Here is a 14,430-nt window from a genome sequence, read left to right as displayed (position 1 = left end):
CTGGCCTGCCAAAATTCGGGACTCTCGCTCTTCCATTTTCCCGATCAGGTGTTTTCCGTGAAAATTCGTGGCGGCTTGTTTCTCGCATCGATGCTGGTTTGCGTCGCCTTCGCGCCTCATGCCCATGCAGCATCCAGTGTCCAGCTTGCGCAGGCGACACCCGCACAACCGCAGGCACCCGCTCCAGCTCCCGCCGATCAGTCCGCGCAGCCGAGCGCCGATCCGGCGCAGCCTGCCGACCCGCAAACCGCCGAGACCGAGGAACCAGTCGGCAATGTCGCCACCCTGAAAGGCACCGCAACCGTCACGCGCAACGGGACGGTGACGCCGCTGAAGCTTCAGGATGACATCTACAAGGGCGACGAGTTGCAAACCGGGAAGAACGCGACGCTCGGCGTGACATTCACCGACGACACCACACTCAATCTCTCCGCGAGTTCACGCGTGGTAGTGGACAATTTCATCTATCAGGACGGGGCTAAGGACAACGCCGCGCTGATCAACGTCACGCGCGGCACCATGGCCTTCGTCGCCGCCGCCGTGGCCAAGACCGGCGACATGAAGATCGAGACGCCGACAGCGACGCTCGGCATTCGCGGCACCACCGGCGTTGTCGAGGTGCCGGAAGGTGCCGCGGCCAATGCCAAAAACAATGTCGGGGTCAAACTTTATCCCGACGCCGACGGCAAGGTGGGACGCATCGAGGTCAAAGCTCGCGACGGCGCTCCGCTCGGTATGCTGACGCAGGGCGCGAGCGGCTTCACCGTGCGCGGCGTCATGGTGCAGGGGTTCGGCATGCGGATGTCGGCGATGCCGATGATGATGTCCGCGCAGATGATCGCGCGCGACCGCGGCTTCGTGCAGCGCGTGCACACGATGCAAGGCATCGGACGGAACATCGTCATGCAGCAGCGCAATTTCCGTTTGCAAAATCCGCGTCAGCCCGGCTTCGGACGACCCGGACTCAACCAGCCGGGTCAGCGAGGCGGCTTCAACCAGCCCGGACAGCGTGGCGGATTCAATCAGCCGGGCAATCAACCAGGTCAGCGCGGGCAACCGGGGCTGAACAACAGGCCGGGTCAGCCCAATCAACCGGGTCTGCGTAACCAGCCCGGTCAACTCAATCGTCCCGGCTTGAATCAACCAGGTCAGCCAAATCGTCCGGGTATGAATCAGCCGGGCCTGCACAATCCGCCGGGACAGCGCGGCAACTTGCAGCCGGGAACGGGGCGGCCGGGTCTGCCCAATCAACCCGGACTACAAAGGCCGCCCGGCGCGCCGGGCCAGTTCGGACAACGGCCCGCACTGAACCAGCCGGGCATGCAACCGGGCATTCGGCAAGGAATTCCCGGCCAGCCCGGCTTGCCGCGGCAGACCGGAATGCCTGCTCCGTCCGGCATGCCAGGCGGATTCCAGCGGCCATCCGGCATGCCCGCGATTCAGGGCGGTGCCGGCGGCATTATCAACCGGCTCGGCGTTCCGAATATCCCCGGCGTCGGACGTGTTGGCGTTCCGCAAGCACCGGCGCAACGCATGCCGGCGGGTCTGCCGCGCGCGGGGCAGCCCGCGTTGCCGACGGCGCAGAAAAAGCTCCCGCAACTGCCGAAACAAAAGGATCTGCCGAAAGACATCCGGTAGTCCGGAGCCGCGCGGGCTGGCGCGCTTATGATGACGGCTGTAGCATCGCCGTCATGATGCGTGCGGAGTCGTTATGCGCTTGAAGGTGATCCTGCTGGGATTCGCGGCCCTCGTCGCGTCGTTCGCGGTCAGTCTCTTTGCGATGAACACCTTCTGGCCGGTCACGGTCGAGAAGCCCGTCCTGGCAAAATTGCCGCCGCTGCCGCCGGTGTCGCGCAATTCAGAAATTCTCACGCCGATCGCGGTCTCGATCTCAGCGTTGCGCGATGCGTTCGACCGCGCCGCGCCGCGCAACATCGGCGGCAAGGCGGAAAATCCCGTCGCGCAAATTCTCCAGAATGCCGACATTACCTGGACGGTGGCGCGCGGGCCGATCGCGGCGACCGGCGTGCAGAATGCGCTGTCGCTGTCGACCCCGCTCGACGGCAAGCTCACGGTGCTGGGCTCACTGTCGGCGGCAAGCGGAACGGCGCTGGGCAACGTGCTTGGCAATGTCCTCGGCAACAACGCCGTCAAGCAGCTCGGCAGCGTCTCGATCAAATCGCTTAATGCGAGCGCCGCGATCCACGGCAATGTCGCGATCACGTCGCGGCCCGAGATCTTACCCGAGTGGCGCATCGATCCGAAACTGACCGCGCAGGTCAATATCGGCGAAAGCAGCTTGACGGTTGCCGGTGCCAAGGTCGCAGTGCCGGCGCAGGTCAAACCGGTGATCGACAAGACCGTTGGCGAACAGATGGCGGTGCTGCAACAGCGGCTGCGCAACGACCGCTCGCTGGAACAGAACGCGCGGCGCGAATGGGCGAAACTCTGCCGCTCGCTGCCGCTGCCGCCCGCCGCCGTCGGCATGCCGGTGCTGTGGCTGGAAATGCGGCCGGTGCGCGCCGTGGCGGCGCAGCCGCGCATCGACGCCAACAACGTGAACCTCATGCTCGGTCTGCAAGCCGAAACCCGGGTGCTATCCACCGAAACCAAACCGGAGTGTCCGTTTCCCGCGACGCTTGAGATCGTGCCGCCGCCCGACAAGGGGCGCATCAAGATCGGCGTGCCGATCGATCTGCCCTTCACCGAGGTGAACAAAATCGTCGAGGCGCAACTGAAAGGCCGCACCTTCCCCGAGGACGGCAGCGGCTCGGTCGACGTCACGGTGAAAAGCGCGAATGTCGCAGCAGCCGGACAACGCCTGCTGATCTCGCTGCTCGTCAATGCGAAGGAAAAGAAAAGCTGGTTCGGCTTTGGCGGTGAAGCGACGATTCATATCTGGGGCCGCCCGGTGCTGGATCAGGCGCAGCAGATTTTGCGGCTGAGCGATCTCGAACTTGCGGTTGAATCCAATTCCGCCTTCGGCCTGCTCGGGGCCGCCGCGCGTCCCGCGATCCCTTACCTGCAACGCGCGCTGGAGCAGCGCGCCACAATCGATCTGAAGGCCTTTGCCGCCAACGCGCAGCAGAAGATATCGTCTCTCGTCTCGGAGTTTCGTCAGAACGATGCCGGCGTCCGCATGGAAGCATCGGTGACCAGCATCCGCCTCGGCAGCATCGCGTTCGACTCCAATACGCTGCGCGTGATCGCCGATGCAGAAGGCACAATGAGCGTTGCAGTGACCTCGGTCCCGAATTTGTAGTTAATTCGATCCATTCGGGTTCCGCATGCTCTCCATGCAGCACGCGCGGAACCGTGCCGATGACACGATCTCTCCACATTTGTTCCTCAAGGGAACTCTTCACGCCCGCTGCCGTTGAGCCGGGCCAGCCATCACGCCGGCATTGCGTCCCGCGTTGAACCCTTCCCATTCACTTCGCTGAGGACAAACATCATGAAACGTATCTTGCTCGCCGCAACCGCGGCGATGATGCTGATTCATCCCGCCAGCGCGCAGCGCGCCACCTACGAACAGATGGTCGCGAGTCACGCGGCCGCGAACGGCGTTCCCGCCGATCTTGTGCATCGCGTGATCGTGCGCGAGAGCCGTTACAATCCCCGCGCCGTCAGCAAGGGAAACTACGGCATGATGCAGATCAAGCTCGCGACCGCGCGCGGCCTCGGCTACACCGGTACCGCGCAGGGCCTGCTCGATCCGGACACCAACCTTACCTACGCCGTGAAGTATCTCGCCGGCGCCTATCGCGCGGCGAACGGCAATCCTGATCGCGCCGTCTCCTACTACGCCGGCGGCTATTACTACGCCGCCAAGCGTCAGGGCTTGCTGCCGCGTCAGCAGGCGAGCGCCGAGCCGATGGGCATTTCGCTGTTCGACGCCAACGCGCAGGAACTTCCGCGCCGGCATCGCCGGCATCGGCATTAAGAATGCTGATCTCGAAAGACAAAGCCGGCTTTAGTTTGAAGCCGGCTTTATTCTTGGCTCGACGCTGTGCCGCGCCGCGCTGTCGCGGACATGAACGACGGCGACGTCGTCGGCATAGATGCGCTGCCAGCCCTCGATACGGTCGAGCAGACCGACCGCCGGCGTTGAAGGCGTCAATAGTGTCGCATCAATCTTATATGTCTCTAAAAGTCCGAGAAAAGAGTCCACGTTCTTGAGCGCGAACGCATTGAGCGCCGTCACGACGAAGTCCTCGCCGTACAGTTCGGCGCGCCCGTCGAAAAACACCGGAATATTTTGCGTGATGAGATAACCGCCGAAGCCGGCATTGTGCAAAATCCGCGCGGCCTTGCGCTCCTTCAGGACATCGACCGCCGCAACTGGCGTCTGACCGGCCACCAGTGTGAAGGTGTGATAGGCGGTAAAGGCCCAGGTCGCCGTCGCGACAATGAGAACAACAGCACCGATGCCCGCGAGGCTGCGCGATGTCTGCGCGCCATCACTGCGGCCGAACCGGATCGATAGCGGCTTTGCCACCACCAGCGGCGTCAGCAGCGCGAATACCTCGATGTTGCGGGTGTGCGACAGAGCCATATGCAGAAGGCCAAGCACCAGCAGAATGCGCGGCGGCGACAGCACCACGCCGCGCCACAGCGCCGCGCCGAATGCGGCGAGCAGACAGATCTCGAACGGGCCGAGGCTGCTGAAATCCGCTGGCCGCCATTCGGCGATCAGCGCCAGCGCGCCACCGAGATCGAGAATCTGGCGCGCGGCCAGCAGCGAATTCCAGCCATAGGGCGTGATCCAGCTTGCAATCAGTGCGCAGAGCGCGAAAGCCGCCCAGCGCAACGCCAACGAGCCTCGCTGCGATGCGCCCGCATTCCACACCGCGTCGAATGCGAACGGCGCGATCAGCGCCAGTCCCAGCACGAAGCCGCCGTGAAGATTGGCCCACAGCGCAATCAGCGGCAGCAGCCAGAATGATGGCGCGCGGCGCTCGTCGCTGGCATTCACCAGGCCGATCACCCATGCCACCATCACCGGCATCGCCAGCACGTGAGGGCGCGCGAGGAAATGATGCGCGGACAGCACCGTCGCCGCCATCGCCACGATCACCGCATGGGTCGCCGTGAAGCGGCGGCATAGCGCATAAACCAGCAGCGCGAACGCCGAAGCTGTTCCCAACGCGGCGAGGATCACCGGACCGGCCCAGCCGATCGCCGCATAGGACGCGGCATACAGCACCTGCGCCAGCCATGACGACGAGATCCACGGCGCGCCCGGCTTGGTGAATGAATAGACATCGACGGTGGGCACCGCGCGATGATCGATGATCCATTGCCCGATCGCCGTCTGCCAGTAGGTGTCGGCATCCTGCAATGAACGGTTGCCCCCGATCACGAACAGCAGGAAAAGGCCGGCGCCGAACCAGAGCCATGCCGGCACTTGGCCGAAGGCTTTCTCGAGCGCGCTGCGCTTGTGTCGGATGCCGTTAACGTCGGCGATGCTCATCTGCGGTCCTGATCGGAAAAGGTTCCGCGACCTAACCACCGGCGGCATAATTCCGGGTAAACCGCGCGGCACTCCTCTGCCCGGATTCGGCCCGAATCCACCGGAACGGCGCGAATCCCGCCGCGACAAGGTCAACGAACCCTTACTCCCGCCGGGCCGGTCTGCCGCTTCCTCGCAATGCGAAATGCAAAAAACGCCCTTCCACGATGCGGAAAAGCCGTGCCGCCTCGAGCGGCCGACCATTGACACCTCGCGCATCGGGCTTATCGTACCGGCTGTTCCGAGGGGTGCTCCGCATGGAGCTGAGATACCGCAATCGCGCGGTGACCCTTTGAACCTGATCCGGGTCATGCCGGCGAAGGGACAGGGATGCCAAAAGAAACGTCACCAAAATCTCCGCGAGGAGAGCCTTCCATCAATATTATCGGCGCGGGCATTGCCGGCACATGGCAGGCGCTGCTGTTCGCGCGCGCGGGCTATGACGTCACGCTGCACGAGCGTGGCGACGCGGCGATGACGCAGGCCACCAGTCACTTCGCCGGCGGCATGCTGGCGCCGTGGTGCGAGGGCGAAAGCGCCGAGCCGATCATCATGCGCCTTGGCATCCGTTCGCTCGATCTCTGGCGCGAGCAATTGCCGGACACACCGTTCAACGGTTCGCTGGTGGTGTCGCATCCGCGCGACCGCTCCGACTTCGAGCGCTTCGCCCGGCTCACGACGGAGCACACCCGGCTCGATGCTTCCGGCGTCGCCGACCTTGAGCCGTCGCTCGACGGCCGGTTTCGTGAGGCGCTGTTTTTCCCGGGGGAAGGCCATGTCGAGCCGCGCAATGTGTTGCCGAAGCTGCATGAGAAACTGACTGCCGCCGGCGGCACGATTCGTTTCGAGGCAGAGTGCAATCCGGATGAGCTCGACGGTATCGTGATCGATTGCCGGGGCTTGAGCGCGCGCGACAGGCATCCCGACCTGCGCGGCGTCAAGGGTGAGATGATCGTGATCGAAACGCCCGACGTGCAGCTGGCGCGTCCGGTCCGCTTCATCCATCCGCGCTGGACTCTTTATGTGATCCCGCGCGACGACAACCGTTTCATGCTCGGCGCCACCTCGATCGAGAGCGAGGACACCGGCGTCAGCGTGCGCTCCGCGCTCGAACTGCTCAGCGCCGCCTACGCGGTGCATCCGGCGTTCGGCGAAGCGCGCATTCTCGAATTTGGCGCAGGACTGCGCCCGGCCTTCCCCGACAACCTGCCGCGCGTCGTCATCGACCGAAATCGGAAGCGGATCTCCGTCAACGGGCTGTATCGCCACGGCTTCCTGCTGGCGCCCGCGCTGGCGGAGATGACACTGGCCTATGTCCAGCGCGGCGCCATCGACAACGAGGTGATGCAGTGTTCCTGATCGTCAACGGCGAACGCCGCGAGACAAAGGCCACGCACGTCGATGCGCTGCTGGCCGAGCTTGAATATGACGGCACTCACCTTGCGGTCGCGGTGAACTACGACGTGGTGCCCCGCGCGCGCTGGGCAGAGACGCCGCTCAACGACAACGACGCGGTTGAAATCCTCACGCCCCGGCAGGGAGGATAATCATGACAACGAAGACCGTCTCGTTCTACGGCAAGGACTTCTCCTCGCGCCTGCTGATCGGCAGCGCGCTGTATCCGTCGCCGAAGATCATGCAGGACGCGATCCGCGCCGCGGGCAGCCAGATCGTCACCGTGTCCGTGCGCCGCGAAACCGCGGGCGGCAAGACCGGCGATCAATTCTGGTCGCTGATCCGCGAGCTCGATGTGACAGTTTTGCCCAACACCGCCGGCTGCAAAAGTGTGCGCGAAGCCGTGACCACCGCGAAGCTGGCGCGTGAACTGTTCAACACACCGTGGATCAAGCTGGAAGTCATCGCCGACGACGAGACGCTGCAGCCCGACGTGGTCGGCCTTGTCGAAGCGGCATCCATTCTCGTCAAAGATGGCTTCGAGGTGTTTCCCTATTGCACCGAAGACCTGTCCGTCGCGCTGCGCCTTGTGGATGCCGGCTGCAAGGTGGTGATGCCGTGGGCCTCTCCCATCGGCAGCGCGCGCGGCATTACCAACCGCGATGCGCTGAAGCTGTTGCGCACTCGCCTGCCCGACATCACGCTGGTGGTCGATGCCGGCATCGGTGCGCCGTCGCACGCTGCCGAAGCACTCGAACTCGGCTTCGATGCCGTGCTGCTCAACACCGCCGTCGCGAAGGCTGACGATCCGGTGACAATGGCCCGCGCCTTCCGGCTCGCCGTCGAAGCCGGCCGCGCCGGGTATGAAGCGGGCCTGATGGGCGCGCGCGATTTCGCCTCTCCTTCAACCCCTGTCGTTGGGACACCGTTCTGGCATGCCGTATCCTGATCGCTTCTATCCCGTGGTCGACAGCGTTGCGTGGGTTGCGCGGCTGACGAAGCTCGGCGCCGGCACCGTGCAACTGCGCGCGAAGAATCTCGACGACGCCGCGGCTCTCGCCATCGTGCGCGAGGCGCTGGCGGTGACCAAGGGCACGCCGACCAAGCTCGTGGTCAACGATTACTGGCGCGCGGCCATCGACGCCGGCGCGCAGCATCTGCATCTCGGCCAGGAAGATCTCGGCACCGCCGATGTTCATGCCATCCGCCGCGCGGGACTGACGCTGGGTTTGTCCACCCACGACGAGGACGAACTCGACAACGCGCTGGCCTACAAGCCCGACTACATCGCGCTCGGCCCGATCTACGAGACCACGCTGAAGAAAATGCGGTTCGCGCCGCAGGGCATCGAGCGCATCACCGCATGGAAGCTGCTGATCGGCGACATTCCGCTGGTCGCCATCGGCGGCATCAAGCTCGAACAGGCCGAAATGATTTTTAACGCTGGCGCGAACTCCATCGCCGTCGTCAGTGACGTCACTATGAACGCCGACCCGGACGCCCGTGTGCGTGCCTGGCTCAGCGATTATTCACAAGCCGCTTAACAAGATCGATCCGACTTCAAAGGAGGACGCCATGAACATCCGCTCCAATCCGGACACTACGCTCCCGGCCGTCACCACCGGCGGCCTGCCGTCGTCGCGCAAGATTTACGTCACGCCCGACGAGGCGGCGGATGTTCGCGTGCCTCTGCGCGAGATCGTCCTCAGCGAAGGCGCGAACGAACCGAACCTTCCGGTCTACGACACCTCCGGCCCCTACACCGATCCAAACGTCATCATCGACGTCAATGCCGGGCTCTCCCGCGCGCGCATCGAATGGGTCAAGGAGCGCGGCGGCGTCGAGGAATACGAAGGCCGCGAGATCAAGGCTGAAGACAACGGCAATGTCGGCGCCAAGCACGCCGCCGCCGCCTTCAAGGCGCACCACAAGCCGTTCCGCGGCGTCGGCGACGCGCCGATCACGCAGCTCGAATTCGCGCGCAAGGGCATCATCACCAAGGAGATGATCTACGTTGCGACCCGCGAAAACATCGGGCGCAAGCAGCAACTTGAGCGCGCGGAAGCAGCGCTGAAGGACGGCGAGAGCTTCGGCGCGGAGATTCCCGCCTTCATCACGCCGGAGTTCGTGCGCAGCGAGATCGCACGCGGTCGCGCGATCATCCCCTGCAACATCAACCACGCCGAACTGGAGCCGATGATCATCGGCCGCAACTTCCTGACCAAGATCAACGCCAATATCGGCAACTCGGCGGTGACGTCGTCGGTCGAGGAGGAAGTCGACAAGATGGTGTGGGCGATCCGCTGGGGCGCGGACACCGTGATGGACCTCTCGACCGGCCGCAACATCCACACCACCCGCGAATGGATCCTGCGCAATGCGCCGATCCCGATCGGCACCGTGCCGATTTATCAGGCGCTGGAAAAGTGCGACGGCGATCCGGTCAAGCTGACCTGGGAGCTTTATAAAGACACGCTGATCGAACAATGCGAACAGGGCGTGGACTATTTCACCATCCATGCCGGCGTGCGGCTGCCCTACATCCACCTCACCGCCAACCGCGTCACCGGCATCGTTTCGCGCGGCGGCTCGATCATGGCGAAGTGGTGCCTCGCGCATCACAAGGAGAGCTTCCTCTACACCCACTTCGACGAAATCTGCGACCTGATGCGCAAGTACGACGTGTCCTTCTCATTGGGCGACGGCCTGCGTCCCGGCTCGATCGCCGACGCCAACGACCGCGCGCAGTTCGCCGAACTGGAAACACTTGGCGAACTCACCAAGATCGCGTGGGCGAAGGGCTGTCAGGTGATGATCGAAGGCCCCGGCCATGTGCCGATGCACAAGATCAAGATCAACATGGACAAGCAGCTCAAGGAATGCGGCGAAGCGCCGTTCTATACGCTTGGACCGCTGACCACCGACATCGCGCCAGGCTACGATCACATCACCTCCGGCATCGGCGCCGCCATGATCGGCTGGTTCGGCTGCGCGATGCTCTGCTACGTGACGCCGAAGGAGCATCTTGGCCTGCCGAACCGCGACGACGTCAAGGTTGGCGTCATCACCTACAAGATCGCCGCGCATGCGTCGGATCTCGCCAAGGGGCATCCTGCGGCACAGTTGCGCGACGATGCACTGTCACGCGCGCGCTTCGACTTCCGCTGGGAGGACCAGTTCAACCTCGGTCTCGATCCCGACACCGCACGTCTCTATCACGACGAGACGCTGCCGAAGGAAGCGCACAAGGTCGCGCACTTCTGCTCGATGTGCGGACCGAAGTTCTGCTCGATGAAGATCACGCAGGACGTGCGCGACTATGCCGCCACGCTCGGCGACAACGAGAAGGCCGCGCTCAATCTCGGTGGCCCCTCAAGCGTCGGCATGACCATGACCGGCGTGATCGAAGATGGCATGGCGCAAATGAGCGAGAAGTTCGTCAAGATGGGCGGACAGGTCTACGTCGAGGCAGAAGCTGTCAAGGAGAGCAACAAGGCGTTTTGAGGCGCGCGGGCCTGATCCTTAGGGGTCAGGCCCTATTCATCATTCTTCTTTTCATTTTTTTTAACGACTGATTGCACAAATGACGAATAGAGCTTTGAGAAAAAGACTTATCGCGATGGGATCTGCTGTTGTCGCAATTCTCGTAGTTTCGTTCCTCGAATATCTCTACACTCCCACCTCAAATCGCACGTATATAAGCAGCAACGCAACATTGTTCGCCTTGTTGTTCGCCGCCTATCTAGCCTACCTTTTTCAGCAACGCGGGAAGTTCGTTGATGACTTAAGGAAATGGTGGAATGAGATTGTTCAAGCAAAATCAGATTTCTTCCTATACTGCGATAAAACCGAACCAACAGAAGACGAGTACCTAAAAGCCTTTTATCGCTTGTCGACAGCGATGGACACGCTGCGCCTTATCTATTGCAACGTGGATCGAACCCCCAACAATCCCAAGGGTTACTATCCGTTCGAACAGGTTCGCGACATTATTGATGTCGCACGGTCAGTTAAATGGAAACGCGAAGTTTCCAAGGCTGACCGAATGAAAGCAAAAATGGCCATTAATCTGATATTTCAATCGCTCCGCCACGCTATTCAAGCAGAAGCTAGCGCTTCCGCACCAGACGAACCCACTTTGTATGAGAGCAAGTACCGTCAGAAATACTTGAGCGAAATCATACGCGGTATTGGCATAGACGTAATGAAGGTTAGAGCTGATAATAAAAAAGAGGACTACGTTTCCAGTCGGGAAAGCACCTAAGCCAAAGCAGTCCGGATGGAGAAGCGCGATCCATGATCAACTTGACCCGTTGTCACGCATTTCGTTTCATGCGGGTTACTTGCTGTCCTCCAGTCCCAGACCAGCACGATCATGCGAATCTCCAACAAAGCTGAGTTCGACGCTCTACTAGAGCAAATTGACCAAGCTCTAAAGAAAGACGGCGTGCCCATACATGCAAGACAGATTCAGGGCTTTATGCAGGTCTGCCAGAAACTCCAACTGAGTCTGCCCATGGTTGGAGAGCCAATCCACGGCATCTACCAAGGTTCAAGTTTGGCGGGCCATATACGCGACTGGTTCGTCACTCGCTACGGCGACCGTTTAAAGTTTGATTTTTCGCCCGGCTGCTTTCCAATCGCAATTCATGAAGATTTGTATTTAGCGCGCCTGCCTTTTGTACTTGGCTCCGCAAAGTTTTTTATCAGCCGCGCACCTCGCCCCTCTGATCAACAACTCAACCGAATCAGCAGAGATCCTGTCCCTTTTAACTTTTTGGATTTGGTTGTGGATTTGACTGACGGAGCTAGACAGAGTCTGACCGATGAAGAATTACGTTCGCTGTCGCAGCTCTTCCTAATAGCGCTTCAACAATCGTCAGATTGGCAAATAGCAAGTCGCGAATTCCAGGACGCAATTAGCGACGATCTGGAACTCAGCGCAACCCTAGCTGTCGATGGAAAATTTGGTCTTTCGCGTTGGCATTCACTGCAAGCGGCAGAAAAAGCCATAAAAGCATTCATTAAACAGCGAGGGGGATTAGCGCCCCATATTCACAACTTGAGAAACCTGCACGATCAGGCAATGCAAATGGGCATGCCCTCTCTTATTGTAAACGACTTGACCAATGCTCAGTGCGCGGCGGATGTAAGGTACGAAAAGAAAAATTCCACACAATCCCAAACCCTCGCAGCAAACGAAGCGGCTCGGCGAATTTGCACCGCCATAGCACAACAAATTTCCAGCCTCGCAAGTCGACCGGCGAGTTAGTAAGCGAGCTATTCAAGCTCTCCTTTGCGCGCGCGCTACCGCATCTTCGATTTCAGCGTGATCACCGGCCCGTCCACCGCGAACGTGCCGTAGCCGCGATGGTGGATTGTCTTCGGGTTTTTCTGCGCCGGATCGGTCCAGGCCGCGAGCACTTCGAGAATGAAGAGATTGTAGGCGCCGACGAGGCGCGTATCGACGACTTTGCATTCGAGATTGGCGAAGCATTCGGCAATCAGCGGCGGCGCGACGCGGCTGGCCGGAAGCGGCGTCAGGCCGAACGCCTTGAACTTGTCGGTGTCGCGGCCCGAGGTGTTGCCGACCTTCACCACTTTCGCAGCCAGCTTGCGCGCCGGAATGGCGATGACGCATTGCTTCGTCGCGCGCAGCGCTGCGAAGGAATAGTCGTTGCCGGAGACGACGCAGGCCGCCAGCGGCGGATCGAACTCCACCATCATGTGCCATGACATCGTCATCACGTTGGCGCGGCCCTTGTGGGCCGTGGTGAGCATCACCACCGGCCCCGGTTCGAGCAACTGGTAGACCTCCGACAGCGGCAGCGATTTCAGTTTCGGAACGCGCGATTGCTTGGCAGATTTCATGGCGTCCTCATGATGTAAATTCTAGAACGCGGCCTGCTTGCATTCCTTGCGCTATCGCAAGCCTACCCCCGCGCCGGCATTCTTCGCATTCTGCAAGCCGCAATCTGCCGAGCAAGACGGCGCTACTGAGACCAAGCGGCAAACGACAAGCAAAAAGCCCCGGCGTCGGCCGGGGCTTTTCATTCTGGCGAAAGATCAGTCGGCGGACGCCTATTTCAGAGTAATCGCCAGCCCGCTCAAATCCGCGTTCGCCATCAAGCCGGTCTGTTGGCCGGAGAGTTCGAGCACCGCGCCCTTCTGGTTGGTCAGCACGATCGCGCGTGCGCCGCGGCCGACGGCGATGCCCGCGCCCGCCGCGCCATAGACCCCGGCGACGTCCGACGGCCGATTGATGTTGCTGACGCGGCCGCGGAGCACGGTCTTCGATCCGCCGAACACCAGACCGTAGTCGATGCCGCCGGTGGACAGGGCATAGCTGCGGCCGCGGAAGTTCAGGGTGCCACTGCCGCCCGAACCGCCGATGAACCATCCGGCCTTGTAGATGACGAGCGATACGGTGCCGCTGTCGGCGCGCGCGGCGGACGACAGGCCGGCGCCGGCGAAGGCGATGAGCGCGACCAGCATGGCGCGAATGGCAGATGATAACTGCATGTGATTCCCCCAGGATGTTGTTGCAGACGGTGCGAACAGGCGTTGTAAAGCGGACTGATTCTCGGTCGCGCGGAGTGTAGCCGATGAGGCGGATTCGCCTAGTGCAATCCCCGGGCAAGCCTGCGGCTCACCCCTTCGGGCATTCCCGGTAGCCGAAGCTGTCGATCATCTGCGCGCCGGAAATGGTGCTGAAATCCAGCCGCGTCAGATAGCCCTTGTCGATCACGTATTGCCGCAGCTTCGGATTATAGGCGTTCAGCATGCGCTGGGTGGAGCCCGCGTTGATGACGTTCCAGTTGGCGCCGCGGCCGTGGCCGGCGTGAAACAGCAGGCGCGCACTGCGCTCGACGCAGACATTGCGCACGCCGAGAAACAGCGTGCAGTTCGACTGGCAGCTTCCGCGGATGCGAAACAGCTCGCCGCTGGCGTTGGCCTGATCGATGGCCGGCTGAAAATTTTCGATCCATCCACCCTTGCTGAAGCGGTCCGACGTGTCGGCATGGGCGAAGGATGAACAGGCAAGCAGCAGCAGCGTGACGGCATACTTCATCGAGGCTCCCTGGAATGCTTCCCGGCAACCGGACCGGCGCAAGGCTAATGTTTCGCCGGAGTTCAGCCGAGGTCATTGCGCGAGTCGACACGCCCGCATATCTTTGTTCAAGACATTGAGCGCCCGCCGTTTCAGGCCGGTGCTCAACTGCCAGACAGTCAAACACAGATTCACGAAGTGGATGATGACAATGTTGGCGGAAATCTTTTTGCTGAAACTGGAAGCCATGATGCGGGTAGTCGCGATCGACCTGCGGGCCGCGTCGAGCGATCCGCGTTTCGTCCCGTTCGTTTTGCCGCATGGCTGAGCTCGGCTGAACCGCGTCCTGTTGCGCTGTTTTTGCCCGTCCATTCCGGCACCGCGGACCCGCGGTTCCATTCGGGTTCCAATTCACAAGTTCCATGAATGGGTTATCCTGAAATTAAGGATTGATTAACCTTATCGGCCCACC

General features: G+C 61.6%; 15 protein-coding genes and 1 riboswitch. Of the genes, 10 read left to right on the top strand and 5 right to left on the bottom strand.

The window, feature by feature from the left end; all coding sequences use genetic code 11:
- The first annotated feature begins 57 nt into the window (after window positions 1–57).
- From LVY71_RS07230 to LVY71_RS07220, 3 genes are all read left to right on the top strand, one after another.
- Complete coding sequence (locus LVY71_RS07230; protein ID WP_235099128.1) at window positions 58–1,638, top strand: FecR domain-containing protein; 1,581 nt, start codon at window positions 58–60, stop codon at window positions 1,636–1,638.
- Between the two features lie 73 nt (window positions 1,639–1,711).
- On the top strand, window positions 1,712–3,262 hold the full coding sequence (locus LVY71_RS07225) for a DUF4403 family protein (protein ID WP_235099127.1): 1,551 nt from the start codon (window positions 1,712–1,714) through the stop codon (window positions 3,260–3,262).
- Window positions 3,263–3,454: 192 nt separating this feature from the next.
- Window positions 3,455–3,943: a lytic transglycosylase domain-containing protein gene (locus tag LVY71_RS07220; RefSeq protein WP_235099126.1), complete on the top strand. Its 489-nt coding sequence runs from the start codon at window positions 3,455–3,457 to the stop codon at window positions 3,941–3,943.
- A gap of 30 nt (window positions 3,944–3,973) precedes the next feature.
- Here LVY71_RS07220 and LVY71_RS07215 read toward each other — a convergent pair whose 3' ends face one another.
- Entirely contained in the window at window positions 3,974–5,473 is a 1,500-nt protein-coding gene (locus LVY71_RS07215; protein WP_235099125.1) for a hypothetical protein, read from the bottom strand.
- Window positions 5,474–5,746: 273 nt separating this feature from the next.
- Window positions 5,747–5,855: riboswitch (TPP riboswitch) on the top strand.
- Here LVY71_RS07215 and LVY71_RS07210 point away from each other — a divergent pair.
- From LVY71_RS07210 to LVY71_RS07180, 7 genes are all read left to right on the top strand, one after another.
- The gene (locus LVY71_RS07210) at window positions 5,843–6,871 is read left to right on the top strand and encodes an FAD-dependent oxidoreductase (RefSeq protein ID WP_235099124.1); all 1,029 of its coding nucleotides are present in this window, start codon (window positions 5,843–5,845) and stop codon (window positions 6,869–6,871) included. (Overlaps the previous riboswitch by 13 nt.)
- Window positions 6,862–7,059: a sulfur carrier protein ThiS gene (gene thiS, locus LVY71_RS07205; RefSeq protein WP_235099123.1), complete on the top strand. Its 198-nt coding sequence runs from the start codon at window positions 6,862–6,864 to the stop codon at window positions 7,057–7,059. Before LVY71_RS07210 ends, thiS begins: the two co-directional genes overlap by 10 nt.
- A 2-nt stretch (window positions 7,060–7,061) precedes the next feature.
- Window positions 7,062–7,856, top strand: a complete 795-nt coding sequence (locus LVY71_RS07200) for a thiazole synthase (RefSeq protein ID WP_235099122.1) — start codon at window positions 7,062–7,064, stop codon at window positions 7,854–7,856.
- Window positions 7,843–8,451, top strand: a complete 609-nt coding sequence (locus tag LVY71_RS07195) for a thiamine phosphate synthase (RefSeq protein ID WP_235099121.1) — start codon at window positions 7,843–7,845, stop codon at window positions 8,449–8,451. The genes LVY71_RS07200 and LVY71_RS07195 overlap by 14 nt, the downstream gene beginning before the upstream one ends.
- 31 nt (window positions 8,452–8,482) lie before the next feature.
- A complete protein-coding gene (thiC, locus tag LVY71_RS07190) occupies window positions 8,483–10,411 on the top strand; it encodes a phosphomethylpyrimidine synthase ThiC (RefSeq protein WP_235099120.1) in 1,929 nt (642 codons plus the stop codon).
- Window positions 10,412–10,490: 79 nt separating this feature from the next.
- Complete coding sequence (locus LVY71_RS07185; protein ID WP_235099119.1) at window positions 10,491–11,171, top strand: hypothetical protein; 681 nt, start codon at window positions 10,491–10,493, stop codon at window positions 11,169–11,171.
- Between the two features lie 111 nt (window positions 11,172–11,282).
- Window positions 11,283–12,179, top strand: a complete 897-nt coding sequence (locus LVY71_RS07180) for a HEPN domain-containing protein (protein ID WP_235099118.1) — start codon at window positions 11,283–11,285, stop codon at window positions 12,177–12,179.
- Between the two features lie 35 nt (window positions 12,180–12,214).
- Here the strand turns inward: LVY71_RS07180 and LVY71_RS07175 are convergent, their stop codons facing one another.
- From LVY71_RS07175 to LVY71_RS07160, 4 genes are all read right to left on the bottom strand, one after another.
- Window positions 12,215–12,745: a flavin reductase family protein gene (locus tag LVY71_RS07175; RefSeq protein WP_235100039.1), complete on the bottom strand. Its 531-nt coding sequence runs from the start codon at window positions 12,743–12,745 to the stop codon at window positions 12,215–12,217.
- 243 nt (window positions 12,746–12,988) lie between these two features.
- Window positions 12,989–13,429, bottom strand: a complete 441-nt coding sequence (locus tag LVY71_RS07170) for a hypothetical protein (RefSeq protein ID WP_235099117.1) — start codon at window positions 13,427–13,429, stop codon at window positions 12,989–12,991.
- Between the two features lie 127 nt (window positions 13,430–13,556).
- Window positions 13,557–13,979: a hypothetical protein gene (locus LVY71_RS07165; RefSeq protein ID WP_235099116.1), complete on the bottom strand. Its 423-nt coding sequence runs from the start codon at window positions 13,977–13,979 to the stop codon at window positions 13,557–13,559.
- A 72-nt stretch (window positions 13,980–14,051) separates the two neighbouring features.
- Entirely contained in the window at window positions 14,052–14,357 is a 306-nt protein-coding gene (locus LVY71_RS07160; protein WP_235099115.1) for a hypothetical protein, read from the bottom strand.
- Window positions 14,358–14,430 lie beyond the last annotated feature (73 nt).

The sequence above is a fragment of the Bradyrhizobium sp. G127 genome, assembly GCF_021502575.1.
Taxonomy (GTDB): Bacteria; Pseudomonadota; Alphaproteobacteria; order Rhizobiales; family Xanthobacteraceae; genus Afipia.
Note: the sequence above shows the minus strand (reverse complement) of the source record. Positions and strands in the feature narration are given on the sequence as shown.